This window comes from Labrys sp. E2SS-1L, from assembly GCF_057073705.1.
The window spans coordinates 183,852-209,583 of sequence record NZ_CP172712.1 but is presented as its reverse complement, the minus strand read 5'-3'; the positions used below and the strand labels follow the sequence as shown (position 1 = coordinate 209,583).

The 25,732-nt window shown below is 65.0% G+C and carries 21 protein-coding genes; 6 read left to right on the top strand and 15 right to left on the bottom strand.

Annotated features, from left to right (window positions below; translation table 11 throughout):
* Positions 1-44: 44 nt before the first annotated feature.
* The 7 genes from ACIGJE_RS00965 to ACIGJE_RS00935 all read right to left on the bottom strand — a co-directional run bounded on the left by ACIGJE_RS00965 (position 45) and on the right by ACIGJE_RS00935 (position 8,836).
* Positions 45-2,408, bottom strand: coding sequence for a TRAP transporter permease (locus ACIGJE_RS00965; protein WP_415086341.1), 2,364 nt, complete (start codon positions 2,406-2,408; stop codon positions 45-47).
* Positions 2,409-2,534: 126 nt separating this feature from the next.
* Positions 2,535-3,518, bottom strand: coding sequence for a TAXI family TRAP transporter solute-binding subunit (locus tag ACIGJE_RS00960; protein WP_415086343.1), 984 nt, complete (start codon positions 3,516-3,518; stop codon positions 2,535-2,537).
* A 149-nt stretch (positions 3,519-3,667) separates the two neighbouring features.
* Positions 3,668-4,411: a glycosyltransferase family 2 protein gene (locus tag ACIGJE_RS00955; RefSeq protein WP_415086345.1), complete on the bottom strand. Its 744-nt coding sequence runs from the start codon at positions 4,409-4,411 to the stop codon at positions 3,668-3,670.
* A 171-nt stretch (positions 4,412-4,582) separates the two neighbouring features.
* The gene (locus ACIGJE_RS00950) at positions 4,583-5,347 is read right to left on the bottom strand and encodes a transglycosylase SLT domain-containing protein (protein ID WP_483679101.1); all 765 of its coding nucleotides are present in this window, start codon (positions 5,345-5,347) and stop codon (positions 4,583-4,585) included.
* 20 nt (positions 5,348-5,367) lie between these two features.
* Complete coding sequence (gene amaB / locus ACIGJE_RS00945; protein WP_367626866.1) at positions 5,368-6,903, bottom strand: L-piperidine-6-carboxylate dehydrogenase; 1,536 nt, start codon at positions 6,901-6,903, stop codon at positions 5,368-5,370.
* Positions 6,904-6,989: 86 nt separating this feature from the next.
* Positions 6,990-7,841, bottom strand: a complete 852-nt coding sequence (locus tag ACIGJE_RS00940) for a DUF1963 domain-containing protein (RefSeq protein ID WP_367626865.1) — start codon at positions 7,839-7,841, stop codon at positions 6,990-6,992.
* A gap of 131 nt (positions 7,842-7,972) precedes the next feature.
* Positions 7,973-8,836, bottom strand: coding sequence for a helix-turn-helix transcriptional regulator (locus tag ACIGJE_RS00935; protein ID WP_367626864.1), 864 nt, complete (start codon positions 8,834-8,836; stop codon positions 7,973-7,975).
* Positions 8,837-8,927: 91 nt separating this feature from the next.
* On the opposite strand from ACIGJE_RS00935, the gene ACIGJE_RS00930 reads away from it, so the two are divergent.
* Positions 8,928-9,821, top strand: coding sequence for an SDR family oxidoreductase (locus tag ACIGJE_RS00930; RefSeq protein WP_367626863.1), 894 nt, complete (start codon positions 8,928-8,930; stop codon positions 9,819-9,821).
* A gap of 38 nt (positions 9,822-9,859) precedes the next feature.
* Here the strand turns inward: ACIGJE_RS00930 and ACIGJE_RS00925 are convergent, their stop codons facing one another.
* Positions 9,860-12,034, bottom strand: coding sequence for a primosomal protein N' (locus ACIGJE_RS00925; protein WP_483679100.1), 2,175 nt, complete (start codon positions 12,032-12,034; stop codon positions 9,860-9,862).
* A 263-nt stretch (positions 12,035-12,297) separates the two neighbouring features.
* On the opposite strand from ACIGJE_RS00925, the gene ACIGJE_RS00920 reads away from it, so the two are divergent.
* A complete protein-coding gene (locus tag ACIGJE_RS00920; protein ID WP_311945021.1) occupies positions 12,298-13,353 on the top strand; it encodes a suppressor of fused domain protein in 1,056 nt (351 codons plus the stop codon).
* Between the two features lie 54 nt (positions 13,354-13,407).
* On the opposite strand, the gene ACIGJE_RS00915 is transcribed toward ACIGJE_RS00920, so the two are convergent.
* The 3 genes from ACIGJE_RS00915 to queE all read right to left on the bottom strand — a co-directional run bounded on the left by ACIGJE_RS00915 (position 13,408) and on the right by queE (position 15,732).
* Positions 13,408-14,571: a hypothetical protein gene (locus ACIGJE_RS00915; protein ID WP_311945023.1), complete on the bottom strand. Its 1,164-nt coding sequence runs from the start codon at positions 14,569-14,571 to the stop codon at positions 13,408-13,410.
* Positions 14,572-14,746: 175 nt separating this feature from the next.
* Positions 14,747-15,100 (bottom strand): 6-carboxytetrahydropterin synthase QueD, encoded by a 354-nt coding sequence (gene queD / locus ACIGJE_RS00910; protein WP_483679099.1) that lies wholly within the window; start codon positions 15,098-15,100, stop codon positions 14,747-14,749.
* Entirely contained in the window at positions 15,097-15,732 is a 636-nt protein-coding gene (gene queE / locus ACIGJE_RS00905) for a 7-carboxy-7-deazaguanine synthase (protein ID WP_311945027.1), read from the bottom strand. Before queE ends, queD begins: the two co-directional genes overlap by 4 nt.
* Before the next feature lie 270 nt (positions 15,733-16,002).
* Here queE and leuB point away from each other — a divergent pair, with 270 nt between their 5' ends.
* On the top strand, positions 16,003-17,103 hold the full coding sequence (leuB, locus tag ACIGJE_RS00900; RefSeq protein WP_483679098.1) for a 3-isopropylmalate dehydrogenase: 1,101 nt from the start codon (positions 16,003-16,005) through the stop codon (positions 17,101-17,103).
* A gap of 109 nt (positions 17,104-17,212) precedes the next feature.
* On the opposite strand, the gene ACIGJE_RS00895 is transcribed toward leuB, so the two are convergent.
* Positions 17,213-18,619, bottom strand: coding sequence for an aminotransferase (locus ACIGJE_RS00895; RefSeq protein ID WP_483679097.1), 1,407 nt, complete (start codon positions 18,617-18,619; stop codon positions 17,213-17,215).
* Between the two features lie 276 nt (positions 18,620-18,895).
* Here ACIGJE_RS00895 and ACIGJE_RS00890 point away from each other — a divergent pair, with 276 nt between their 5' ends.
* Positions 18,896-19,576 (top strand): TetR/AcrR family transcriptional regulator, encoded by a 681-nt coding sequence (locus ACIGJE_RS00890; protein ID WP_311945032.1) that lies wholly within the window; start codon positions 18,896-18,898, stop codon positions 19,574-19,576.
* A gap of 536 nt (positions 19,577-20,112) precedes the next feature.
* Positions 20,113-21,180 (top strand): polyamine ABC transporter substrate-binding protein, encoded by a 1,068-nt coding sequence (locus ACIGJE_RS00885; protein WP_483679096.1) that lies wholly within the window; start codon positions 20,113-20,115, stop codon positions 21,178-21,180.
* A 54-nt stretch (positions 21,181-21,234) separates the two neighbouring features.
* On the opposite strand, the gene ACIGJE_RS00880 is transcribed toward ACIGJE_RS00885, so the two are convergent.
* Entirely contained in the window at positions 21,235-22,539 is a 1,305-nt protein-coding gene (locus tag ACIGJE_RS00880) for a M20/M25/M40 family metallo-hydrolase (RefSeq protein WP_483679095.1), read from the bottom strand.
* A gap of 208 nt (positions 22,540-22,747) precedes the next feature.
* Here ACIGJE_RS00880 and ACIGJE_RS00875 point away from each other — a divergent pair, with 208 nt between their 5' ends.
* Positions 22,748-23,497 carry a rhomboid family intramembrane serine protease gene (locus tag ACIGJE_RS00875; RefSeq protein WP_068298207.1) on the top strand — a complete coding sequence of 250 codons (750 nt, stop codon included), beginning with the start codon at positions 22,748-22,750 and terminating at the stop codon, positions 23,495-23,497.
* A 90-nt stretch (positions 23,498-23,587) separates the two neighbouring features.
* On the opposite strand, the gene ACIGJE_RS00870 is transcribed toward ACIGJE_RS00875, so the two are convergent.
* Together ACIGJE_RS00870 and ACIGJE_RS00865 are read right to left on the bottom strand one after the other, a co-directional pair.
* Positions 23,588-24,802 (bottom strand): glycosyltransferase, encoded by a 1,215-nt coding sequence (locus ACIGJE_RS00870; protein WP_311945037.1) that lies wholly within the window; start codon positions 24,800-24,802, stop codon positions 23,588-23,590.
* A gap of 162 nt (positions 24,803-24,964) precedes the next feature.
* The gene (locus tag ACIGJE_RS00865) at positions 24,965-25,615 is read right to left on the bottom strand and encodes a hypothetical protein (RefSeq protein ID WP_483679094.1); all 651 of its coding nucleotides are present in this window, start codon (positions 25,613-25,615) and stop codon (positions 24,965-24,967) included.
* Positions 25,616-25,732 lie beyond the last annotated feature (117 nt).

Sequence of the window (25,732 nt, the reverse complement as noted above, 5' to 3'; positions counted from 1 at the left end):
CTATAGCAGGCCTGCGCTACCTAGACCCGTCGCAAGACCGGATTTCATGCCTCCTTTTCGCCGAGCGTCGGGCGCACGCGCAGCCAGTGCAGCAGCAGGGCCACCCCGAGGAAGGCGGTTCCGCCGAGATCGGCCCAGGCGTCGGCGGCCAGCAGCAGGGCGCCGCCAATGGTTGCCAGGATCCGTTCGAGCGCATTGGCATGGCGCAGCGCATAGCCGGTGGCGCCCATGGCGAGCCCGACCAGGGCGAGGCAGGAGGTGGCCGTGGTCAGCAGCACCTGCAGCCATTCGCCGAGATCGGCGGGCCAGCCGCCGCCCGGGGCCAGCATCAGCAGGCGCAGGCCGTCCGGTGTCAAACAGAACATGAAGGGCACCAGGAAGGCCGGCAGCGTGTATTTCCAGGCCTGGATCATGGTGCGGAACGGCGTGCCGCCGGTGATTGCCGCCGCAGCAAAGGGGGCGAGCGCCGTGGGCGGGGAGACGTCTGCCAGCACGGCGTAATAGAACATGAACATGTGGGCGGCCGGTTCCGGCACGCCGACGCCAGTCAGCGCCGGCACCAGCATCACCGCGGCGATGATGTAGCTCGCCGTCACCGGCACGGCGGTGCCGAGGATCCACATGGCGATGGCGGCGAGGATGATCACCACCACCCGCTCGCCGCCACCGAGCGTGACGATGATCGAGGAGATGGTCAGGCCGAGGCCGGTGAGGTTGACGACGGAGACGATGATGCCGGCGCAGGCGCAGATCGAGGCGATGCCGAGCACCGAGCGCGAGCCATCGATCAAGGCCTCGATCATGCGTGTCGCTGCGGGATCGGGCGTACGCCCGGCGCGCAGGGCCAGCCAGGCTTCGAGGCCGGAGGCGAGCGTGGCCGCCGCCATGCCCCAGAACACGCAGACCGAGATGCGCCCGTCGAAGAGATTGACCAGGCCGATCTGCGCCGACAGGCCGGATTTGCCGAAGCCATAGGCAGCGAGGCCCGCGACCACGCCGATGGCGAAGGCGCGCGGGGTCACCAGGCGGGAATGGCCGCGGATCATCGACAGGCCGAAGGCGATGGCGATCGACCAGAACACCGCCAGGAAGGAGGTGAAGCCGAGGATGAGGAAGACGGCGATCGCGCCGAGCGAGAGGAAGTGGTAGCCCTCGCTCACCGTCAGCTGCCAGAGCGAGGCGTCGGAGGTCTTTACCGGCGTGACCTTGAGGCGGCGGGCATCGGCCTCCGTCATCAGCCAGCAGGAAAGGTAATAGAGCAGGGTCGGGATGGTGGCGTAGATCAGGATGTCGAGATAGTCGACATTGAGATACTCGGCGATGATGAACGCGGCTGCCCCCAATGTCGGCGGCGATAGCGTGGCGCCGATGCCGGCTGCCGAGAGCATGCCGCCGGCAACGTTGGGTGTGTAGCCCGAGCGCCGCAGCATCGGCCAGGCGAGCGAGGCGATGGTCACGGTGGTGGCGACGCCCGAGCCCGACACCGTGCCGAGCAGGAAGCCCGAGGTCACCACGGCGCGGCCGGGTGCGGAGGGCGAGGGCGTCTTGCCGAACAGGGCGAAGGCCCAGTCGATGAAGAACTTGCCGGCCCCGCCGCGCTCCAGCACCGCGCCATAGATGGTGAACAGGATGATGAAGGTGGCGGCGACGTCGAGCGGCGTCGAGAACAGGCCTTCCAGCGTCAGGGCGTTCTGGCCGATGATGCGCTGCAGGGAGAAGCCGCGATGGTCGAAAGGCTCGGGGATATAGGGCCCGAAATAGCAATAGAACAGGAAGATGATGGCGATCGCTGGCAGGATCCAGCCGACGGTGCGGCGGGTCGCCTCCAGCACCAGGAGGATCAGGGCGCCGCCGAGCACCAGTTCCTCCGGTGTCGGGCGGGTGGGCCGGGCCTTGTAATCCTCGATGGTCAGGCAGAGCACCAGGGCTGTGCCGATGCAGAGTGCGACCAGGATCCAATCGAGCACGCGGGTGGTGATCAGGAGCCGGCTGCGCGTCGCCAACGGCATCAAGGCGAAGGTGAGGCCCACCACCACGAGCTGCAATGCCGCTGGCAGGCTGCGGGCGAAGATGCCGCTCTGCAGCGCCAAGGCGAGGCAGGCGAGGGCGCCGATCAGCCCGGCCAGCCATTCCTCGATCGAGGCGGCGCGCGGCGTGCGGTCGCGTATCAGCGGGAACAGAGCGAAGACCAGGGCCAGCACGATGGCCAGGAAGCTGACGCGATAGATCGTGGTGTTGACGGCGAACTGCGTCCAATAGAGCACATAGGCCGAGAGGCCAAACAGGCACAGGCCGGTCACCCGCCCGAGCCAGCCGGACAGATGTGCCGCCGGCCCGCCCTCATTGTCGGAAGCGAGCTGCTCGAATTCCTCTTCGGTCAGCTCGACCCTGGTTTCGGTTTCACGCATGGGGCCAATCTGATTTGCTAACCTGCATAGGAGATCTTCCTGGAACGGCAGGCTTCCAACCGGTTCTCGCAGCCGCTGGGTCCCCAGGACGGAAAGAGCCGGCAAGGATGCCGGCGATCCCAGGGGTCACTTCAGCACGCCCTTGGCCTTGTAATAGGCCTCCGCCGCCGGATGGAAGGGCACGGCCGTCTTGGTCGCGGCCGTGGCGAGCGAGAGCTTGCGGGCTTCGGGATGGACCTTGTGGATCTCATCGAGATTGTTGAACAAGCCATCCAGCATGGTTGTGATCAGGCTGTCCTCGGCCTTGGCCGAGACGATCAGCACATTGGCGATGCCGAGGCCGGCGACGTCGCCGGTCAGGCCGGCATAGGCGTCTTTCTTGAGGAGGAAGGGGCGGTAGAGGCCCGGATATTTCTGCTCGACCACGGCGAGTTCGGCATCGGCCGGGATGAAGGAGATCGGCGGCTGGCTGGTGGTGGCGAGGTCGCGCACTGCCGAGGTCGGTACACCGCCGATCCAGAAGAAGGCGGTGACCTTGCCATCCTTGAGCGCGCCGACCGATTCGGCTACGCCGAGATTGTCGCGCGTCACGTCGGTCTTGGGGTCGAGCCCGGCGGCGGCCAGGATACGGTCGGCAATCGATTCGGTGGAGGAGCCGGCCGAGCCGATGGAAACGCGCTTGCCCTTGAGATCGGCGATACGGCTGATGCCGGCATCCTTGCTCGCCACCACATGCAGGAAGGAGTCGTAGAGTACGGCGAGCACCGCGACATCCTGCTTGCCGTCCTGCTCATAGGCGCCCAGGCCGTTGACCGCGTCATAGGTGGAATCGAGCGTGGAAAAGCCGAGCTCCGCCTCGCCGGCATGCAGCAGCTTGGCATTGTCGACCGAACCGCCGGTGACCTGGGCCGTTGCCTGCAGATTGGGGACCTTTTCAGAGAAGATCTTGGCCAGGCCTCCGCCATAGGGATAAAAAACCCCACCTGTGCCGCCGGTGGCAACCACCATGCGGATACGCTTTTGCGCCAATGCGGGCGCAGAGAAGGCTGTCAAGGCAAGCCCGGCGCCGGCGGAAAGCAGGCCGCGACGGTTGAGGAGCATGGTGGACATGTGGATCTCCCTGGATGCTATTCGTTATGGTTGCAGGAGATCATAGGGAGCAATCGCCGATCTGCAAGCATGCTCCGCCGGCTTGCCGAAACGCTACGGCAATCGGAGAGCTTTTCATGAGAAGAGCGTAGAGCCTCGGTAGATCTGCCTCACGAAGGCCGGCCGCCCTCCCGGGCGATCGATTCGTGATTGCGCAGTACGAGCTGGCTCAAGCCATGCTTGGCGGACAGGCGGGTCAGGTTGGCTTGGCGCGCGGCGAGATTGGCGGCGGCCGAGACGCTGTCGTTCCGGGCGGAAATGCGCACCCGATCGCCCAGCGGGCCGGAGAACGGCACGCCGGCGGCGAACAGGCGCAGATACCAGTCCCAATCCCAGTAGTAGGGCAGCTTGTCGTCGAAAGGGCCGAGATTCTGGTGCAGGCTGCGCGGATAGACGACGCCAGACACCAGCAGGCGATTGTCGCGGCGGATGGCTTCGGCGTCGGCATGAGCCTCGAAGGTGAGTTCGCTGCCGGCGTCGGCGCGATCGCCCTCGGCAACGATGCGGCCGGAGGCATAGAGAAGGCCGCGGCTGTCGGCCTTGGCGAGCACACGCTCGAGATGATCCGGCTCGGCCCACCAGTCGTCGTCGTCCAGGAAGGCGATGCGCCGGCCGCGCGCCGCGGCGACACCGAGATTGCGGGCCGGAACCTGGCCGCTGCCACCGGTCAGCAAGGTGTGGAGGCGATCGACGCCGAGTTCTTCAGCAAGGCGCGCCCCGCTGCCATCGCCGTCATCCACCACGACGAGCTCGAAATCCCGGAAGGATTGAGCCTGCGTCGAGGCCAGCGCCCGCCGCAGGAGGTCGGGGCGGTCCTTGGTGGGGATGATGATGCTGAGTTCAGGCTGGGACATGTCGGATATGGTCAGGTGCTGCTGGAGATCGAAAAGCCTTCCCGCGATGGCATCTTGCGATTTGACGGAGTCACCCGGAATCGAAAAGACGAGTCGAACCAATGAGTTAGAGCAAACAAGCGTTCAGTCATGAACGCGCTTTGCTCTAGGCGGGAAGAGCCTGCTCTCTCCTCAGCGGCTGGGCTTGCCCTTGATCAAATGCGGCAGCATGCCTCTGCGCTTGGCCTCGTAATAGTAGCCGCTGGAATAGAGCCGCACCGCCCGGTCCGGGCTGCCGCCGGAGACGCGCCAGGCATTGGCGAGATAGGCGGCGCCATAGGTGAGGTTGGTATCGGCGTCGAACAGACCGGCGGCGCCGCCTTGGTAACCCATGCCACGGGCGGTATCGAGGCGCATCTGCATCAGGCCCAGATAGGGGCCGTTGCGTGCGCCGGGATTGAAGCCGCTTTCACGCTTGACCACGCGGCGCAACAGGCTCTCAGGCACGTTGTAGCGGGCGGCGTGCTTGGTGATGAGGGAATCGACATTGCCAATGGGCTTGAGATCCAAAGGCTCGGCTGCTGCTTTCTGCACGGCCACCGGTGCCGCCGTGGGGATGCTGGCGGTCTGGATTTCGGCCTCGTGCGCGGCAGGCGCCGCCGGGCTCGCCTCGGCGATGTCGCGTGGGCGGGCCGGCGGCAGGGGGATGGTGGCGAGCGCGGCTTCGCCGCCTTTCATCGCCTCGAGGGGTGCCGCGGCAACGGAAGTGGCCGCAGCACCGGAACGCTTGGCGCGCTTTTCGAGCTTGGCCTTGGCCTTGAGGACCGGGCCGGGTGCTTCGACCGCCATGGCCTGGGAGGGAGCCTGTTTTGCCTGTGTCTGCGCCTGTGCCAGACCGGGGAGGGTGAGGAAACCGGCTGTCACACAGCCGGCCAGCGCAAATCCAAGGTTTCTCAAGCGTCTCGTCTCCGCCATCCTCAAGGGCTCGTCCCTCCGTCGTCGACATCGAATTTCACGCCCTGCGCCAGCGGCAGGGTCCGGCCGTAATTGATGGCGCTGGTCTGGCGCCGCATATAGGCCTTCCAGGCGTCCGAGCCGCTCTCGCGACCGCCGCCGGTTTCCTTCTCGCCGCCGAAAGCGCCGCCGATCTCGGCGCCCGAAGGGCCCATATTGACATTGGCGATGCCGCAATCGGACCCTTGGGCGGAGACGAAGCGCTCGACCTCGCGCATGTCGGTGGCGAAGATCGAGGAGGACAGGCCCTGCGGCACGCCATTCTGCAATGCGAGAGCCTCGTCGAACTCGCTATATTTCAGCACATAGAGAATCGGGGCGAAGGTTTCGTTAACGACGGGGCCGACCTGCTTCGGCATCTCGACCAGGGCCGGACGGGCGTAATAGGCCTCCTGCGGGCCGGCTTCCGCGACGCGGGCGCCGCCATGCACGGTGCCGCCGGCCTTGCGGGCCTCCTCGAGCGCCTTCTGCATGCCGTCGAAGGCAGCCTTGTCGATCAGGGGGCCGACCAGCGATTCGGTGGTGAGCGGATTGCCGACGCTGATGCCAGCATAGACCTTCTTCAGCTTGCCGACGAGGTCGTCATAGACGCTGTCATGCACGATCAGGCGGCGCAGCGAGGTGCAGCGCTGGCCCGCCGTGCCCATGGCGGCGAAGGCGATGGCGCGCAGGGCGAGATCGAGATCGGCCGAGGGCGTGACGATCGAGGCGTTGTTGCCGCCGAGCTCGAGGATGGATCGGCCGAAACGGCGGGCGACACGCTCGCCGACGATACGGCCCATGGCGGTGGAGCCGGTGGCCGAGACCACGGGAACGCGCGGATCGTCGACCAGAACCTCGCCGACCTCGCGGGCGCCGAGGATGAGGGTGAGCAGGCCGTCCGGCACGCCGCCGAAGCGTGCGGCAGCACGGTTGAAGATGGCTTCCACGGCCAGTGCCGTGAGCGGGGTCTTCTCGGAAGGCTTCCACACCACGCTGTCGCCGCAGACGAAGGCGAGAGCCGCGTTCCAGCTCCACACTGCAACCGGGAAGTTGAAGGCCGAGATCACGCCGACGACGCCAGCCGGGTGCCACTGCTCCATCATGCGATGGTCGCCACGCTCGGTGGCAATGGTGAGGCCATAGAGCTGGCGCGACAGGCCGGTGGCGAAGTCGCAGATGTCGATCATCTCCTGCACTTCGCCCAGGCCCTCGGAGGCGATCTTGCCAACTTCGAGGCTGACCAAGCGGCCGAGCTCGGTCTTGGCGGCACGCAGTTCCTCGCCGAGCAGGCGTACCAGTTCGCCGCGCTGCGGGCCGGGCACCTTGCGCCAGGCTTCGAAAGCGGCCTGCGCCTTGCCGATGGCGGCCTTGGCTTCGGCCGGGCTGTCGTCCTTGACGGCGCCGATGGTCTCGCCGGTGAGGGGGCTGCGAACGGTGCGGGAGCCGCCGGTAAAGCGGCTGGCCGGAACCCCGAGAGCCTCGAGAAGCTGGCGGGTTTCGGCGGCAGGACTGGTCATGATGACTCGCTCAATTCAACGCGATGTGGCGACGCTCATACCTTTTTTGGCGGTCATGGGGAACCCCTGCGACGCCTGGCGGATTCTCAGCTGCTTTCCGCGGCGGCATAGACCCTGGAAAAATCCAGTTTTTCGAGGTCGTTTTCGTGCTGGAGAAATTGCAAATAGCCGGCATCCCAGATGCCGAGGCCGAGGGCCATGCATGAATCGATGGTGAGCAGATGACGCCAGCTGCGCGCCGGCGTGAGGTCGAGCCTGGTGCGTTCGCGGGTGTTGTAGAGCCACTTCGGATTGACCTCCCGTACCACATAGGCATCCTCGCGCGGGTCCGAGCCGATGCCGGCGGCGTGGCCGAACAGCTTGCCGAGCATGGGGCTCGCCGTGTTCGGCTCGAGCGACCACATGAAATCCTCGTTGTAGGTGTCGTGCTCGTCCTCGCTCATGTCGCGGGTCACCGCCGCGAAATCCTGCGTGGCCCAGCGCGGGAAGTCGGGGACGGCGACAAATTCGAGGCGGCGCGGCTCGACATCGGCGAACATGTCGTTGGCGAAGGGAATATCGGTCGGCAGCGCGGCCGGATGCAGGGGATCGGCGCCGGTGTGAAGCAGGATGCGGTGTTCGATATTGGTCGCTGGTTCGTCGAGGCCGATGAAGACATAGAGCATGCCGGCCCGCGGCAGTGCGCTGGCAGCGGGCGGAAGCTCGGCAAGGTCGATCTGGAGCGTGAACTCCATGGCTTCCCCCTTGGCCGTGCGAGGCCAGGCGAGCGAGGCCGGCAGGTCCGGCAGGCCCCCGATCCGGCTCTGGCCGATATCTCCGGCTCCGGTCCCCAGCAGGATCGCAATGGCGGGCAACTCATGGGGCAGGATGCGTTCGGCATGGGCGCCGAGGCCGACATTTTCGAGCAATTGGCGGGGAGAGGGGACGGGATCGGTCATGGGAGCTCGCGAAGTTCGCTGCGGTTGGCGACCCTCATACTGTCTGAGGTCGTCACGAGAAACCTCCACGTGTCTCCCCTCTCCCCGGTGGGGAGAGAGGGGGGACGCTGGTGAACGCTTGCTCATTTCCCTCACCCCTGCCGCTCTCCCGACCCGGGAGAGGGGCTTGCCAGCCCGTCGAGAAAGGCCTTGATCCTGTCGCGGTCATCAGGCGTCGGGTTGTAGACCAGCATGCTGAGATCGGGCCGGCCATCGACGGCGAAGGACGAATATTCCAGCGTGATCGGGCCGAGCACCGGATGGCGCAGGCGCTTGACGCCGTCGCCATGGGCTCGGACGTCGTTGTCGCGCCACATCGTCTCGAATTCGGGGCTGAGCCGGCAGAGTTCCTCGATGAGTGGTGCCACTTCCGCCGCTGCCCCGGCCCGTGCCGTATCGGCCCTGAACGTCGCCACCACGAAGCGGGCCACGCTCTCCCAGTCATATTGGGCGGCGCGTACGCTAGGGTCGAGGAACATGAAGCGCAGGACGTTGCGCTGGTGGGGTGGCAGAGCGCCATAGTCGGTTAGAATCGCGGCGGCGGCCTTGTTCCAGGCCACGATGTCCCAGGTCGCGGTCTTGACCAGGGCCAGGCTCGGATGAAGCGCGTCGAGCACGCGCTGCAGCCGTGGCGTGACGTCCTCGCCCTTGCGGTAGCGTACTTCGGGCGGGCGCCCGAGGCCGATGAGGAAGAGGTGCTCGCGCTCGACTTCGGTCAGCAGCAGGGCGCGGGCGATACGGTCGAGCACGTCGGCCGATGGCGCGCCGCCGCGCCCCTGTTCGAGCCAGGTGTACCAGGTCGGACTGATATTGGCGCGCTGCGCCACTTCTTCCCGGCGCAGGCCGGGTGTGCGCCGGCGCGCCGGCCCGAAGCCGAAGGCGGCCGGGTCGAGCTTGGCGCGGCGATCCCTCAGATAGCTGCCGAGCTTGATTTCCTGCGTGATCTGCCCGTTCATCCTGTTAGCCATTATAATACGATAAGGTCACTACTTTACCAGGATAAACCAAGGGCCAATGCTTGTCTCCATCTTGCTAGGAGACTTGCTCATGCGCGTATTCGTGACCGGCGCGACCGGATTTGTCGGCTCGGCCGTCGTGAAGGAATTGATCGGGGCGGGCCATCAGGTTCTCGGCCTGGCCCGGTCGGAAGACAAGGCGACGGTTCTGGCTGCGGCGGGCGCCGAAGTTCATCGCGGCTCGCTGGAGGACCTCGACAGCCTGAGGGCCGGCGCTGTCAGCTCGGATGGTGTCATCCACCTCGCCTTCAACCATGATTTCTCGACCTTCGCCGCCAATTGCGAGGATGACCGCCACGTGATCGCGGCGCTCGGCTCGGCACTTGCCGGTTCTGACAGACCCCTGATCGTGACCTCGGGCACCGCCATGGCCAGCACCGTGCCCGGCGAGCTGGCCAAGGAGGACGGCGCCGTGATCAGTTCGAAAGTAATCCCGCGCGCTGCCTCGGAGGAGGCGGCCGCGGCCGTGGCCTCGGAGGGTGGCAACGTCTCGGTCGTACGCCTTCCCCAGGTGCACGATACGGTCAGGCAGGGTCTCGTCACCTATGCCATCGCGGTGGCCCGCGAAAAGGGGGTGTCGGCCTATATCGAGGAGGGCCGGAACCGCTGGTCGGCGGCCCATATCCTCGATGTCGCCCGCCTCTACCGGCTCGCGCTGGAGAAGGCCGAACCGGGTGCGAAATACCATGCGGTGGGGGAGGAAGGCGTGTCGCAGCGGGAAATCGCGGAAGTGATCGGCCGAGGCCTGAAGGTGCCGGTCAGATCCATCCCCCTCGGCGAGGCCGGGACCCATTTCGGCTGGCTCGGCCTGTTTGCCGGGCACGACATGCCGGCTTCCAGCGAGCAGACCCGCAGGAAGCTCGGATGGCAGCCCACCGGCCCCGGTCTGATCGCCGATCTTGAGGCGATGGATTACGCCGTGTGAGGGGCAATTCCCCTCTCCCGACTCGGGAGAGGGGAGCCTTATGCGAAATTCATCGGGTCGATGTCGATGTCCACCGCCAGCTGTCCGCTTACCTTCGGCCCGGCGGCGAGCCAGGCGCGGATATAATCCTGTAGGGCGAAGTCCCGAGGGGCTTGCAGGATCAGGCGCATGCGGTGGCGGCCGCGGATCACCGCGATCGGCGCCTCGGCCGGGCCGAGTACGCGCAGGGCAACGTCGAAGGGGGCCGATTTGACGAGCTGGCGGGCGAAGCCCTCCGCCTTGCCGCGATCCTCGTCGGAAATGGTGAGGGCGGCCATGCGGCCATAGGGCGGCAGGCCGGCCTTGGCGCGCACGGCGATCTCGCGCGCATAGAAACTCTCCTTGTCGCCGGAAACCAGCGCCTGCATCACCGGATGCGAGGGATCATAGCTCTGTAGCAAAGCGCGGCCGGGGCGCTCGCCGCGCCCGGCCCGACCGGTGACTTGGCCGAGGAGTTGGAAAGTGCGTTCGGCCGCACGCGGATCGCCGGTGCCCAGGCCGAGATCGGCATCGACAACGCCGACCAGCGTCAGAAAAGGGAAATTATGGCCCTTGGCGACGAGCTGCGTGCCGATGACGAGGTTGGCCTCGCCCTTGGCGACGGTGTCGAGCTCCTGGCGCAGGCGCTCGGCGCTACCATGGATGTCGGAGGAGAGGATCACGGTGTGGGCCTCCGGGAAGAGACCTGAGACCTCCTCGGCGATGCGCTCCACGCCGGGGCCGCAAGGGGTGAGCGTGTCTTCGCCTTCGCAGCTCGGGCAATGGCGCGGCACCGGCGCAGTATGCCCGCAATGGTGGCAGACCAGGCTCTTGCGGAAGCGATGCTCCACCAGCCAGGCCGTGCAGTTCGGGCATTGGAAGCGATGCCCGCATTTACGGCAAAGCGTGAGCGGGGCATAACCGCGCCGGTTGAGGAAGAGTAGGGCCTGCTCTCCCGCTGCCAGCGTTTCCTTCACCGCCGAGACCAGACTGGGCGCAATGAATTTGCCGCGCTCGGGCCCACCTTCGCGCATGTCGACGGTAGTGATCGACGGCAGCGCCCGCCCACCGAAACGCTGGGGCAGGGTGATATGGGCGTAGCGGCCGCGATCGGCATTCACCCTCGATTCGATCGAGGGGGTGGCCGAGGCCAGCACCACCGGCGCATCGATCAGCCGGGCACGCACCACCGCCATGTCGCGGGCATTGTAGCGCGGCCCGTCCTCCTGCTTGTAGGAACCGTCGTGCTCCTCGTCGACGATGATGACCCGCAGGTCGACGAAGGGCAGGAACAGGGCCGAGCGGGCGCCGGCCACCACTGCAACCTCGCCCTTGGCGATGCCATGCCAGAGCCGAGCCCGCTTGTTGGCCGATACGCCCGAATGCCATTCGGCCGGGCGCACGCCGAAGCGCTCGGCGAAGCGGTCGAGGAACTGATTGGTCAGCGCGATCTCGGGCAGCATGATCAGCGCCTGGCCGCCCTGCCTGACGGCTTCGGCCACCGCCTCGAAATAGACCTCCGTCTTGCCCGAACCGGTGACCCCTTCCAGCAGTATCGCCGAGAAGCGCCGCGCCGCCACGGCCTGGCTCAGACTGGCGGCGGCCAGCGCCTGGGCTTCGTTCAGGCTGGCGCTGCCGAAGGCGAGATCCGGTGTGCCTGCCACCGGTTCCGGTGGAAGGGCCAGGGGCTCGACCGCGCCGGCATCGACCAGACCGTCCACCACGCTCGGCGACACCCCTGTCGCCTCGATCAGAGCGCGCTTTTCGTGCACGAAACCATCGGCGAGATGATCGAGCACCCGCCGGCGTGCTGCTGTCAGCCGCTCGGGCTCGTGCTTGCCCAGGCGGTAGCCGAGCCTCTGTTTCTCCGGCGGCAATTCCGGCGCCCGCAGGGCCATGCGCATGATCATACCGCGTGGTGTCAGCGTCCAGTTCGCCACCCACTCGATGAAGCGACGCATCTCGGCGCCCAGCGGAGGGATTTCGAGGCGTTCCTCGACATATTTCAGCCGGTTGGAAGAGGCGGGCAGCACGCCGTCGCCATCCCAGACCACGCCGACCACCTCGCGCGGGCCGAGCGTGACGCGCACGACATCGCCCGGCATCAGCGTGTTGCCGAAAGGCACTCGGTAGCTATAGGTGCGCTCCAGCGCCACCGGCAGCAGCACCTCGACGACTTCGCCAGGATTAGCCATGGAGCCCCATGCTCCGGGAGGCTTGCCTCGATGGATTAGGCGCAATGATCATCCCCGACAGGTCGGGGAGGGGGCTGAGTCTGTCAAGGACCTGCCCGTCAGAACGTGCCGACGCTAGCAGGATGACGTAGCGGCATGAAAGGCTTGGCTGGCCTGATCTTCCATCGCTATGGTTCCTTCGATGGCGGGGAGGCTCATCGAGAAGCAAGACGGGCCGGTTATTGGGATCAATGCGGCTAAAAGAAACCCATGGGAGTACGGAAATGGCTCAGATCGACAAGGATGAGGCTCCAGGCTGGCATGCCATCGATGCAGCTTGCGAGCGTCTCTATCCCGGGCAGAAGGAAGTCCATGTCGCCGCGGTGCCGCCGCCAGGCTTGGGAGGCTCCAGCGTCCTCAACGGTGTTTCCGTCTATCAAGGCGCCGGCGACACACCGCATTGGCACTATGTCACCTATGGCTTGACCGAGCTTTTTGGCAAGGAATCAAGCGATCCGGACGAGAGTGGTTTTGGTTTCGAACTCACCTTTCGTCTCAAGCGTGGCGAGGAGATGGAACCACCCAAATGGCCGTTCGAGATGTTGCAGGGGCTGGGACGCTATGTCTTCAACACCGGCAATGTGTTCGAACCCGGACAGTATCGCCAACGTCTCGCTCCGATCGTTCAGGAAATCGAGACGCAGATTTTCAACCTGATCTTCATTGCCGATCCTGACCTGCCCGATCTCGACACCCCAAACGGCAAGCTACGTTTCGTCCAGGCGGTCGGCATCACCGGTGACGAGATGGATGCCGTCTGGAATGTTGGAGTCGATTTGGTCGCGTCGCTGTTGGCCAGCCGCTCGGCCAAAAGAGTGACGGATATTGCCAGGGCCAGTATCCTCGCCGATCCCGTTGTGCTGAGCGTCGTCGAGGACCGGGCCCGGCAGGATGGCTCACCCACCGAAATCATCTATGGCGATCGTGTCGAGGCCGAAAGGGACAGTTCGACCACCACGCTGATCTTCAGCGCGACGACCTTGCGTTCTCTGCTGGCGGTGCTGCCCTATCGCTGGCGGTTCGGCCGGGAGCTGTCACTCTATCATCCGGAGTGTGTGGTGGTGTGGGGAAGAGGTGACGCGAATACTGTTCGCAGCGACGGCATCCATACGCATGTCACCCTCGATGACCAGGGCTATCGCGAGCTTCTGGCGACGGTGCGTCCCGTCGCCGGCAACTATACGCTGACCTCCCTTCCCGGGCTCAGCCTCCAGGTCGAAGCCACGGAGATTCGGGATGGAGAAGGTAAAGTCGTCTACCGCATCGGCGCAGCAAACTGAGGCTGGGCTGGGCGGGTACCCGGATCTGTCCGGAAAATCCGCCTGCTGGGCTCTCTACTTCGTCTTGAGCAGCATGATCGACTGCACGCCTTCTTCCTCGCTGGCGTCGAAACGGGCGGTGACGCCATTGGGCAGAGGATAGAAATAGGCGCGGTTCTTATCGAGGGGGAAAAGTTCCTTCGTCGGCTTGCCCATCAGACGTTTCAGGGTGATCAAGGGATCACCGATTCTGACGCTGCCCACGCTGCCGTTGAACGGTTTGGTGAGTTTGATGCTTTCGACCTGCTCGCCGGTCGAGAGGTAGAGCGCAAAGCCGTCGGCGGGATAGAGTGCGAGGCGTTCGCCCATCGCGCTGGTATAGGGCTCTGGCTGGCGGGTGGAGCCAAAAATGCGTTGAGCCTCTGCAACGCTGGCTCCCAATCCGACAGGGACACCTTCGATAGCGGGCGCGGTCGCGGAGGTTGTGGGCGGGGGGGCCAAGCCGAAACGGCTGTCATAGCCGGTGAGTTGGATCGCGAGGATGTCCCTGTCGCGGGCATAATAGTCGGAGAGCTCTGTGATGTTGGCCTTGGCATTCTTTTCCGTGCAGGGCGCCGGCCGCTCGGCCGCTAGCTTGCGCTCGCTTTCGGCGATCGCATCGCGTCCTGCCTCGCTGAGGAAGGCAGGCAGAGCCACCGCCTCCAATTGCCATTTGCCGCGATGGCAGGCGTCCGCATAGGCGTTGTGTCTGATACGCGCTTCAGTCAGGCGCAGCAGGGAGTTGACGATCGTGTCGTTGAGGCGACCCTGATCCAGTGTCCGGGAGCGCTCGACGAAGAACTTTTTCAGGTCGGGATTCAATCCGCCGTAGGTGGAAGGAGGCGGCGCGGGACCTCCGAAGACGGCGATATTGATGTCCTTGAAACTGTAGAAGCCGATGGAGTAGCCGAGCTGGAACAGGGCCAGCGGAATGGCCGCGATCGCTACCAGGGTACGCGGCCAGCGGCGCGGTGGCTGGCCGGGAGAGCCATCGCGGCGCAGCATGGTGAAGGCGAGCCCCAGGGCGACGATCGCCATCACGATGCCCAGCAGATTCAACTCGGATTCGAACACCACCTCGCCGTTGACGGTCCGCTTGTCGGAAGCGCCCAGGAAGAGCCAGAATGGCAGCACGCCAAGAAGAATGGCAGCCAGCGGGCGGTTCATATTGTGCCAAAGACCTTGCGTGGGCTCGCTCACGAACAGGCTCCCTATCATTGCTGCGTCGGGCCGATGGGCCCGATTCGCGCGCAAATCTGGGGGCAGGCGCTTGGGAAGGTCGAGTCCCCCAGGGAACAGAGGCTGGCGAGGGGAGCTCGGTCCGTTTGAGAAGCGCAGCTATCGAGATCGCCCGCCAGGTCGCTTTAGGCGGCGCTCAGCCCTCATATTCCGCCCAACATTGAGGGGTCTCATAGACCCTCACGGAAGCGACCAGCGGCAGCAGCGGCTTGATCCTGTCCCAGATCCAGATCGCGATATTTTCCGCGGTCGGATTTTCAAGCCCTTCGATCTCGTTGAGGCAATAGTGGTCCAGGCGCTGCAGCAGCGGACCGAAGGCCGCCTCCACGTCGAAGAAATCAACGACGAAGCCGGTATGTGGATCGACCGGGCCTTCCAGCTGCAGTTCGACACGATAGGAGTGCCCGTGCATTCGATGGCAACGGTGGCTTTGCGGGACGTTGGGAAGGCGGTGCGCGGCCTCGAAGGTGAATGCCTGCGTGATCTTCATGGAATACCGAGCATTTTATGGGTTTGCAGTGTCAATCGCCACCGTGGATTCGCCAGGCAATAGGCGACCGCAGCTGCCGTGTTCGCCTCGCGCTCCGGTCCGTCCATGGGTTGGAGCAGCAGATGCTGGAAGGACAGATCTTCGAACTGGCAGGGGTCGAGCCCGGCTTGAGGGTAGACGAATTTGAGTTCGTCACCCGCGCCGACCACGATCGGCGCGCCGGCCTTTGGGCTGACGCAGAGCCAATCGATGCCCGAGGGGGGAGCGACGGTGCCGTTCGTTTCGACCGCGATCTCGAAGCCCGCTTCATGCAGGGCCGTGACGAGATCGGTGTCGACCTGAAGAAGAGGCTCGCCTCCCGTCAGGACGACGAAGCGCTGCCCCTCGTCACCGGCGGTCCAGGTCTGGCTCACGGCGCGGGCGAGTTCATGCGCGCCGGCGAAACGTCCACCGCCCGTTCCGTTCATTCCGACAAAGTCGGTATCGCAGAATTGGCAGATGGCCGTCGCGCGGTCAGCCTCCCGCCCGGACCACAGATTGCAGCCGGCGAAACGGCAGAACACGGCGGCCCGGCCGGCGTTACGACCTTCGCCCTGAAGCGTGTAGAAGATTTCCTTAACGGCATAAGTCATGGTCGGAGGCCCGTCGAAACGAAGGGGCGAATAGAGCATAAACGCCTCTCTCCGCAACCTTGGAGGATGGTCGCCGACAATTCTCATGTCATTCCGGCGGCATTATGCGCATGCAGCGACGGTGACAGCGACGGTGATGTGGCGATCCCCGGACCGGTACGTCTTCAGCGCCGACAGGCGGGTCTTGGAACCCGCCCATCTTGCCTCCTTGCTTGCACCTTCCCCCTTGCTCGTCTAATCAGCCGGCATTCCAATCAAAGGTGACAGGTCATGGCGACGCAAAAGCTCCTCCTTCTTCCTGGCGACGGCATCGGTGTCGAGGTGATGGCGGAGGTCAAACGCCTGATCGCCTTCCTCAACCAGACCGGTCTCACCTCCTTCGAGACGGAAGAGGATCTGGTCGGCGGCGCCGCCTATGACGCCCATGGCAAGGCGATCTCCGAAGATGCCATGAAGCTTGCAGACCAGGCCGATGCGGTGATGTTCGGTGCGGTCGGCGGTCCGAAATGGGCCGACGTTCCCTATGAGGCGCGTCCGGAAGCCGGCCTCCTGCGCCTGCGCAAGGATCTCGGCCTCTTCGCCAACCTGCGTCCCGCCGTGTGCTATCCGGCGCTGGCCGAAGCCTCCTCGCTCAAGCGCGAGCTGGTCGAGGGCCTCGACATCATGATCGTGCGCGAACTCACCGGCGGTGTCTATTTCGGCGAGCCCAAGGAGATCGTCACGCTGGAGAACGGCGAGAAGCGTGCCGTCGATACCCAGGTCTACACTACCCATGAGATCGAGCGCATCGCCCGCGTCGCCTTCGACCTCGCCAAGGTGCGCCGCGGCCTGGTGCATTCGTCCGAAAAGCACAATGTCATGAAATCGGGCGTGTTGTGGAAGCAGGTCGTCACGGAGGTCCACAAGGCCGAGTATGCCGACGTCAAGCTCGAGCACATCCTGGCCGACAATTGCGGCATGCAGCTGGTGCGCACGCCCAAGCAGTTCGACGTGATCGTCTGCGACAATCTGTTCGGCGACATGCTCTCCGACGTCGCCGCCATGCTGACGGGTTCGCTCGGCATGCTGCCCTCGGCCGCGCTCGGCGCCGAGGATGCCAAGACCGGCAAGCGCAAGGCGATGTATGAGCCGGTGCACGGCTCGGCGCCCGACATTGCCGGCAAGGGCCTGGCCAATCCGATCGCCACCCTCGCTTCCTTCGGCATGGCGCTGCGCTATTCCTTCGGGCTTTCCGAGGCCGCCGACCGCCTCGACGCCGCCATCTCCAAGGTGCTGAGCGAGGGGCTGCGCACCAAGGATATCGCCAGCGCCGGCCAGAACGCCGTCTCGACCAGCGAGATGGGCGCGGCCGTGATCAAGGCGATGGGGTAAGGTTGAAGAGAGGACTTCTCAGCGACATGCAGGCATGTCGCTGAGACCGCTCTTGCTCCTCAATGAGTGGCCTCGCCCCAGGAGCGGACTGGAAGTCCGCGCTCCGAACCTAGCGCCGCCACAGGCCTTCGCGTTCGAGGTCGTCCATCGTGCGTGAGATGCCCTCTCGCAGGATGGCGGCCATGTCGTCGATCTGGGCGCGGGTGATGGTCAGCGGCGGCGACATCACGCACATGTTGACGATCGGCCGCACCAGCAGGCCGAGTTCCTGGCAATGGCCGTCGATGCGCTTGCCGATGGTCTCGTCGAGCGCCCCACCCTCCTCGCCGGCAGGCCCGGCGACGCATTCGATGCCAGCCATCATGCCGAGGCCGCGCACCTCGCCGACCAAAGGCAGGTCCGCAAGGTCCCGGAGCCGGGCCTGAAAATAGGGCGTGACCTCGCGCACATGGTCGAGGACGCCGTCTTCCAGGATATCGAGATTCTTCAGGGCGACCGCGCAGCCGATGGGATGGCTGGTGTTGGTCAGGCCATGGGCGAACATCGCCTCGGGATGGTTGGAACGCCTGAGATCCGCGAGCAACCGATCCGAGATCACCACGCCGCCCAGCGGGAAATAGCCCGAGGTGACGCCCTTGGCGAAAGTGATCATGTCGGGATCGAGCCCGAATACTGCTCCCGAAGCGAAGACATGGCCGAGGCGGCCGAAGGCCGTCACCACCTCGTCGCAGATATAGAGGATGTCGTTGGCCCGGCAGATCTCGCGGATGCGCGGCAGGTAGCCCTCCGGTGGCACGATGACGCCGCCCGAGGCCTGGATCGGCTCGGCGACGAAGGCTCCGATCCGCTCGGCACCGACCCGAGCGACGGTGTCGCGGAACTCGTCGACCAGGACATCGGCGAATTCGACCACTGTCTTGCCGCCGGGACGGCGGAAGGGGTTGGGTGACGAGAGCTTGACGACGAGATCGCCGGCGCTGTCCATCCAGTCATTGTCGCGCGGACGGGCATTGAGCGAGGCGGAAAGATAGGTCGAGCCGTGATAGGCGCTGCCGCGGCTGAGGATCAGCTTCTTGTCCGGGCGGCCGCGCACATTGTTGTAGAACTGCATGAAGCGCAGCGCCGTCTCCACGGCCGAGGATCCGCCGGTGGTGAAGAAGACATGGTTGAGGTCGCCCGGCGCATGGGCGGCGATCCGCTCGGCCAGGGCGACGGAGGGCGAGCTCGTGGTGTACCAGGGCGAGCTGTAGGACAGCGCCATCGCCTGTTCGTGCATGACGTCGGCGAGTTCGCGGCGGCGATGGCCGATATTGGTGCACCACATGCCGGCCGGGCCGTCGATCAGGCGCTTGCCGGCGGCATCGGTGATGTAGATGCCGTCGCCCTCGCCGATCAGCGGGCGCGCCTCGTCGCCCATGGTTTCCGCGACAGGCCAGGGCTGGATCAGATGGCGTTTGGCGCGTTCGGTGAGATCTTCCTCCGCTGCCGCCATCGCCGTCGAGCCAATCGTCGTCATCGTCGTCACCTCGTCTTCACCAGCTGGGACATGTCCTTTGGTCGTGCCGGGGGAAGGATGGACCTTCCCTCGCCGGGCCCCCCAAAAAACGCAGGCCTGTCAGCACTCCCGCTACGAATGTTCGATTATATAATTGCTATACGTTCGTTCAGTTATAATCATGATACTGAACGAACGTATAGCAAAAAATCGCATTGACAATCCCACCGTTCTCACCAAGCATGCTGGAAAGACGCCGGCTCGGATCGGGCGGCGGGACAGGGTGGCTTCACCAGGATGAACACTTCCACGAGCACGGGCCGCACGCGGATCAACCGGGCCGAGCGCCGGAGCGAGTTGATCGATGCGACGATCGATTGCCTGGCCCGTTACGGTTATGAGGGCACCACGATCGGCGTCGTTGCCGAGGCGGTCGGCATGTCCCGCGGCATCGTGAACTTTCATTTCGAGACCAAGGAACAATTGCTGCTGGAGACGTTGCGTTTCCTGTCGGACGAATATCGCGATCATTGGCGCGCTGCCCTTGCCCAGGCCGGGCCATCGGCTGCGGAGCGGCTCTGGGCGATGGTCCTGGCCGATTTCGACCGCAGGATCTGCACGCCGCGCAAGCTGGCAGCCTGGTGCGCTTTCCGGGGCGAGGCGAAGGCCCGTCCGACCTATCGCAGCATGTGCAACGACACAGACCAGGAGAATCTCGGTGTCGTCGCCGATCTCTGTGCCGAACTCGTGCCGGCGGGCATCGATGCGCATAAGCTGGCGCGCGCGATCGTGTGCATGCTCGAAGGCCTGTGGCTGCATCTGATGATCGCCCCCAAGAACCTGTCGCGGGAGGAGGCGCGCGACGTCGCGGCCTCGCATCTGGCCATCGTGCTGCCTGAGCATTTTATGCCGTCGGGACCTATCCCGGCGGTGCGTTCGTCCCTGGGCCGTCCCTTGCCGGAAGCCCAGCCGTCCTGAGCGAGCAAGAAGGAGGAAGAGCCGACTGTCGGCGCGGATACGAAACGCTTTCGGGCAGGCTCGTCCGTAGAGCGACGACCTCGATGGAATGTTCTACCCGGACAGCCGGGGCGGATGCGCCGAAGAGCGCCGGTTTCCGCTCGTCCGGATCCTGAATGACGCCGAGCGGGCTTTCTCGGTGCGAACAGCCGCGTGCTTCCGTCTGAAGCGAGGCGTCGTGGCATCGTCAAGAGCAAAGCGCGTTCGAGTATGGACGCTTATTTGCTCTAACTCCTTGTTCTGACGCGTCTTTGCGATTCTTGGTGATTCCACCAAATCGCAAAACGCTTCAGGCCCCATCACAGCAATTGCACCCCTTTGTACAGGGCTGCAATCCCCATCCGTCGGCGTCTGGCGTCGGCGGCAATGATGACGCACGTCCAGAGGAGACCCTCATGCCGTCTTGCCCGACGCCGATTTGGAGATCGCGTTCTCGCCGAAGTCGCCTCCGACCGCCCCAGCTCTTGGCTCTCGCCGCTGCGGCCATGGCCGCCCTGATGGCTACCGGGCCCGCAATGGCGGGCGACAGGGTCGTCAACGTCTATAGCTGGGCCGATTACATCGATCCCTCCACCCTGGAAGGCTTCAGCAAGGAGACCGGCATCAAGGTCGTCTACGACACCATGGATTCCAACGAGGTGCTGGAGACCAAGCTCTATGCCGGTCATTCCGGCTATGACGTCGTCGATCCCACTGGCCCCAATCTGAAGCGCGAGATCGCAGCCGGCGTGTTTCAACCGCTGGACAAGGCCAGGATCCCCAATCTCCAGCACGGCTGGGACAAGGTGTTCCAGCGCCTGGCCTTCTATGATCCGGGCAACCGATACGCCGTGAACTATATGTGGGGCACCACCGGCATCGGCTACAATGTCGAGATGGCCAGGAAGCGCCTGGGCGATGTGCCGATCGACAGCTGGAGCATCGTGTTCAAGCCGGAGAACCTGGCCAAATTCGCCGATTGCGGCGTGAGTATTCTCGATACCCCCGACGAGCTGATCCCGCCTGCCCTGAAATATCTCGGGTTCGATCCCGATTCCAAGGACCCCAAGGATATCGCCAAGGCGGGAGAGCTGCTCAAGGCCATCAGGCCCTATATCCGGACCTTCAGTTCCTCGGGTTATCTGAGCGCGCTCTCTGCCGGCGATCTCTGCCTGGTGGTCGGTTGGGCCGGGGACGTCATCCAGGCGCGCAACCGCGCCATCGAAGCCCATGCCAAGTCGCCTGACAGCCCCCTGGTCGACATCCGTTATGTCGTGCCGAAGGAAGGCGCGCTGATCTGGGTCGACGGCTGGGCGATCCCCAAGGATGCCGAGCATGTCGAGGAGGCCCATGCCTTCATCGACTACATGATGCGCCCGGAGATAGCTGCCAGGAATACGGAGTTCATCTCCTACGCCACTGGCAATCTCGCCGCGCAAAAGTTCATCAAGCCCGAGATCCTCAAGGATCCCGCCATCTTCCCTGATGAGGCCACCATGGCGCGCCTGTTCACCACCACGGCGCCGGACGCCAAGATTCAGAAACTCTGGACGCGGACCTGGACCAACATCAAGACCAACGAATAGGGTTTCGGGCCAGCAGGCGCGGCAGGAGCTTGCCGCGCCTGGGCCGGGCGCCACTTATTTCGTCTTGCCGGCCGAGACGTCCATGATCAGCCGTGCCAGCAGATAAAGGCGCGGCACCACCGAATCGAGCTCGACATATTCGGCGTCGTTGGAATGGGCGCCGAAGCCACGCAGACCGAGGCCTTCCAGCACCGGTCCCTTGGCCTTCAGTCCCGCAAAGGCGGCGTCCGTGCCGCCGCCGCCGGCCTTGTCGATCACGCTCAGCTTCTGGCCGATCTCGCCATAGATGGCGCCGGCCCGTGCCGCCAAGGCGCGCCCGGCGTCGATGGGCTGCAGGGGCGGGCGGCGGCGCTCGAACAGCGCCTCGATCTTGCTGTCGGGCAGGAGCTTGTTGGCGATGCGCTCCTTCACCGTCTTCTCGATGCGGTCGAAATCGGCCATGCGCAGCATGCGCACATCGGCCTGGGCCGTTGCTTCGGCCGGGATGACATTGCGGTTGGTGCCGGCCTTGGCCACCGTCCAGTTCAGCTTGAGGCCGAGCTTGGGATCGGAAAGATCGCGCATCTGCAGAATCTGGTGCGCCAGTTCATAGAGCGCGTTGACGCCGCGCTCGGGTGCAGCCCCGGCATGGGAGGCCTTGCCCTCGACCTTGAGGGCGACGGCGCCGATGCCGGCGGTGGCGAGGATGATCTGGTCGGTGCCGATGCCCCCGCCTTCCAGGGAAAACACGGCGTCCTGCTCGGCGCCGAGCTCGGTGAGAAGCGCGCGCGAAGCGGGCGAGGAGATCTCTTCGTCGCCGTTGATCATCACCGTCAGCGTGCCGTAGTCCTTGAAATTCAGCTCCTTCAGCAGCGCAACAGTGCTGAGGGCGAGGGCAACACCGTGCTTGTCGTCGGCGATGCCGAGGCCATAGGCCTTGTCGCCCTCGATGCGGAACGGCTGCTGCGCCAGCATGCCCTTGAGATAGACCGTGTCCATATGGGCGATCAGAGCGATCTTCCTGGTGCCGGTGCCGGTGAAGCGGGCAAGCACGACCTTGCCCGGTTTCTCGGGCGTGTCCTGCATGCGATAGACGCCCTTCGGCTCGATCTGCTGCACCTCGCCGCCCAGGGCCTTGAGCCGGTCCGCGATCAGGGTGGCGATCTCGGCCAGGCCATCGGGGTCCTTGCTGCCCGATTCGATCGAAACCAGCGCCTTCATGGTGTCGATCAAGGCTTGGCGCTGTGCTTCGGCCTGCTTGAGCACGGCTTCTTGCGGGGCGGCGAAGGCGGGGCTGGTCTGCGTGGTGACGGCCAGAACCGGCAGCGCGGTCATGATGATGGCAAGGGCAGCGGCACGAGATCGCGAGCAACGAAGCATCTGGTTCCTCTCGGACTGCGATCACCCTCCAATGACCCGGGCAGATGATGCATAAATGCCGCGCATTCTCAAAATAGTATGCGGGATGACGGTAAATACCCCGCACCAACGGCTCTGTTCGCTGTGCGACCTTTATTCCCGCTGCTTCTCGCCCTACATTGTTCTTGCCGTCACGCGACTTGCATCGGCAGGCGATACGGGACGCGAGATGATCATACCGCTCTATGACGACAACCCGCACCGGCGCATCACGCGAGCCTATGTGAATTGGGCGCTGATTGCCGCCAATGTCTCGGTTTTCGTGTTCTTCCAGTCCGGCTACGTGCCCGGCACCTTCGTGGCGGATACGGCGGGCTTTACCTATTCCTATGGCATGATTCCGGTGGTTCTGTTCCAGAAGATGCAGCTGCCGGCCGAATATATCAGGGTGCCGGAATGGCTGACGCCGATCACCTCATCCTTCGTGCACGGCTCATGGATGCACCTGACCGGCAACATGCTGTTCCTGTGGGTGTTCGGCGACAATGTCGAGGATGATCTCGGGCGCTGGCGCTACCTGTTCTTCTATCTGGCCTGTGCCGTACTGGCTTCCTTCGCCTATGCCCTGACCGCACAGGACTCCACCAGCCCGCTGATCGGGGCATCCGGGGCGATATCGGGCGTGGTGGCTGCCTATGTGCTGCTGCATCCCAAGGTGAAGATCTGGGTGCTCCTGTTCTTCCGCATTCCGCTGAAACTGCCGGCCTATTGGGCGATCGGGGCCTGGATTCTCTACCAGGCCTATTTTGCGCTTTATGCCTATTTCGTCACCTCGACAGACGATGTCGCCTGGTTTGCCCATCTTGGCGGACTGGTCGCCGGCGCCATCCTGGTGCTGCCGCTCAAACGCGCCGATGCGCCTTTGTTCGACAATGCGCCGCCCCAGGCGCAGAACGACTGGCGCGACACGTTCGATTGAGCGAGGTGGCAGGGCAGGCTTTTTAAACGCGGCTGGAGGCACCGTGCTCGCCGGCCGGCGCGAACCGGCCGGCGTAACGATTCATTCAGATCACCGGCGCGTCATGTCGAGGAGCAGCCCGGCGGCCAGCGCGGCGCCATCGGTGCGGATCGATTTCGCCAGGGCGGCGGCCCGGGCGCGGGTTTCCGGCGCCAGAGCGATAGCGAGCGCGGCGGAGAGCGAGTCGAGGCTCGGGGCCGGGCCGTCATGAGCCACACCGATGCCGAGTGCCGCCACTCGTCCGGCCCAGAACGGCTGGTCCACCAGCTGTGGTACGATCACCTGCGGCACGCCCGCCCGAGCCGCCGCCGTGGTGGTGCCGGCACCACCATGATGCACCACCGCCGCAACGCGCGGGAACAGGGCCTGCTGGTTGACGTCGCCGGCGAGGAAGCAATCCTCTGCGGCCTCCGCAAGAGCGAGTCCGGCCCAGCCGCGCGCGAGCAGGACGCGGTGGCCCTGGGCGCGGATCGCCGCGATCGCCACGGGGCCGGCCGCCTGGGCCGTCGGCATCGACATGCTGCCAAAGCCCGCATAGACCGGCGGCGGGCCGGCTGCCAGGAAGGCTTCGAGATCGGCCGGGAGCGGGCGCTCGTCCGGCAAGATCCAGGCACCGGTCTGTACCACTGTGCTTGCGGCCGGCGGCCACGGGCTCAGGATCGGGTCCGAAGCCAGCCAGGGACTGTCGGTGAAGACATGATCGCGCACATTGGTGAGCGCCGGCAGGCCGATCCGGACGCGCAGGCCATTCACGGCGGCACCGAACAGGGCGTTCATGACCTCGCTATTGTGATCCCACAAAGCCCGGTTGTCGGTGATCCCCGGCGGGCGAGGGTGACCGGGATAGGCATAGGGCGGATGATGCGGGGAAGGGATGAAGAGCGGGCAATAGCTGACATGGACATAGGCAAGACCCCGCTCTTCGGCCACCGCCTGTGCCGCGGCGGTGGAGGGAAACAGGCCGCAACCCACCACGGCATCGCAACCCTCGGCCGCCGCGGCCATTGCCCGATATTGCCCCTCCAGGACCTCGCCCGCCACCTGGGGCAGGTCGACAGGTCCCTTGCGCACTTCCGCCAACCAGGGCCGCAAGGCCCGGAAGGCGGGCACCAGCCTTACGCCCGCGCGGGCCAGCACCGCCTCGAACTCCTCATCCGGCGGCACGCAGGCCAGCACCTCGAGGCCGAGATCGCGGAGCCGCGCTCCCAGCGCCGCCACCGGTTCGATATCGCCGCGCGATCCAAAGCTCGTCAACAACACACGCATCCGGCACCCTTTCCCTTGATTGCGGTCGAGGGTTGGTTTGATAGCGCCGGAACCGGGTCTTGCCGCAAGGCCCTTGTGCGTTACATATAAGAAACGGAGGGAGGCAGAGTGCCTCCTCCGGATCTATATTCGATGTCGCGGCGCCCTGGGGCGCCGTTTTGTTTAAGTGCCGGGCTGCGCGGCCGCCGGTACAACGGGTTTTGCTTTGCGGACAGGAGGCTTGGTGGGCTTGGCCTTGGCCGGGCTGGCTGGGGCCGGCGTGGCGGTGGCAGCGGGCGTCGCCGCCGGCGGGTTTTCCGCATAGGTCTTCAAGAGCTTGGAACCATAGAAATTTTCCAGCGCCTTGCGGCTCGACTGCACGACCAGAACGCCTTCGATCAGGCCCGGATCCTGGTTGGCGGCTACGATGGCGCCGACCACGCCATTGACCTGCCCTTGATTGCCGACCACGAACGGGGCCGTCTTGGCAGGCCCGCCTGCCAGATCCGTGACCGTCAGTGTGCCCTTGACGTAATTGGCGTCACCGACCAGCAGGGACAGGGCGGGATTCTTCAAATGATAATCGGTCAGGATGATCGACAGGTGCTTGGCTGCGCCGGTTTGCGGCAGGTGCTGCACGTCCTGGCGCACAGCTTCAGTCAGCCGCGGGGCGAAGCTTCCCGGAACTGGATTGCGCGCGGAGGCAATGGCCGTCACCGTCACGTCCTTGACGTAGGCCTCGCCGGGCTTGGGAAACATGCCGGCGGTTGAGCAACTGGCGAGACTGGTTGCAACGAAAAGGACGCCGGTGACTTTCAAAACTGTATCAAACATGGGGGGACCTGCTTTCCTTGGGAGCGTGGCTGGAGATCGTCTTCTTGTTCGTGCTCCAAGCCTTTGCTGCCAAAGTCACGGCGAAGGGAGGCCGCGCCAGTCATTGCGTAGGGTTAG

What these genes read in the sequence shown, in the direction of transcription:
- ACIGJE_RS00940 (WP_367626865.1), bottom strand. Translation starts at nt 7,841, where the DNA reads ATGACCGATCCCGTCCCCTCTCCCCGCCAATTGCTCGAAAATGTCGGC.
- ACIGJE_RS00890 (WP_311945032.1), top strand. Translation starts at nt 18,896, where the DNA reads ATGAACACTTCCACGAGCACGGGCCGCACGCGGATCAACCGGGCCGAG.
- ACIGJE_RS00895 (WP_483679097.1), bottom strand. Translation starts at nt 18,619, where the DNA reads ATGACGACGATTGGCTCGACGGCGATGGCGGCAGCGGAGGAAGATCTC.
- ACIGJE_RS00875 (WP_068298207.1), top strand. Translation starts at nt 22,748, where the DNA reads ATGATCATACCGCTCTATGACGACAACCCGCACCGGCGCATCACGCGA.
- queE (WP_311945027.1), bottom strand. Translation starts at nt 15,732, where the DNA reads ATGACTTATGCCGTTAAGGAAATCTTCTACACGCTTCAGGGCGAAGGT.
- ACIGJE_RS00870 (WP_311945037.1), bottom strand. Translation starts at nt 24,802, where the DNA reads ATGCGTGTGTTGTTGACGAGCTTTGGATCGCGCGGCGATATCGAACCG.
- queD (WP_483679099.1), bottom strand. Translation starts at nt 15,100, where the DNA reads ATGAAGATCACGCAGGCATTCACCTTCGAGGCCGCGCACCGCCTTCCC.
- ACIGJE_RS00960 (WP_415086343.1), bottom strand. Translation starts at nt 3,518, where the DNA reads ATGTCCACCATGCTCCTCAACCGTCGCGGCCTGCTTTCCGCCGGCGCC.
- ACIGJE_RS00920 (WP_311945021.1), top strand. Translation starts at nt 12,298, where the DNA reads ATGGCTCAGATCGACAAGGATGAGGCTCCAGGCTGGCATGCCATCGAT.
- ACIGJE_RS00885 (WP_483679096.1), top strand. Translation starts at nt 20,113, where the DNA reads ATGGCTACCGGGCCCGCAATGGCGGGCGACAGGGTCGTCAACGTCTAT.
- ACIGJE_RS00865 (WP_483679094.1), bottom strand. Translation starts at nt 25,615, where the DNA reads ATGTTTGATACAGTTTTGAAAGTCACCGGCGTCCTTTTCGTTGCAACC.
- ACIGJE_RS00930 (WP_367626863.1), top strand. Translation starts at nt 8,928, where the DNA reads ATGCGCGTATTCGTGACCGGCGCGACCGGATTTGTCGGCTCGGCCGTC.
- ACIGJE_RS00880 (WP_483679095.1), bottom strand. Translation starts at nt 22,539, where the DNA reads ATGCTTCGTTGCTCGCGATCTCGTGCCGCTGCCCTTGCCATCATCATG.
- ACIGJE_RS00965 (WP_415086341.1), bottom strand. Translation starts at nt 2,408, where the DNA reads ATGCGTGAAACCGAAACCAGGGTCGAGCTGACCGAAGAGGAATTCGAG.
- leuB (WP_483679098.1), top strand. Translation starts at nt 16,003, where the DNA reads ATGGCGACGCAAAAGCTCCTCCTTCTTCCTGGCGACGGCATCGGTGTC.
- ACIGJE_RS00925 (WP_483679100.1), bottom strand. Translation starts at nt 12,034, where the DNA reads ATGGCTAATCCTGGCGAAGTCGTCGAGGTGCTGCTGCCGGTGGCGCTG.
- amaB (WP_367626866.1), bottom strand. Translation starts at nt 6,903, where the DNA reads ATGACCAGTCCTGCCGCCGAAACCCGCCAGCTTCTCGAGGCTCTCGGG.
- ACIGJE_RS00935 (WP_367626864.1), bottom strand. Translation starts at nt 8,836, where the DNA reads ATGAACGGGCAGATCACGCAGGAAATCAAGCTCGGCAGCTATCTGAGG.
- ACIGJE_RS00955 (WP_415086345.1), bottom strand. Translation starts at nt 4,411, where the DNA reads ATGTCCCAGCCTGAACTCAGCATCATCATCCCCACCAAGGACCGCCCC.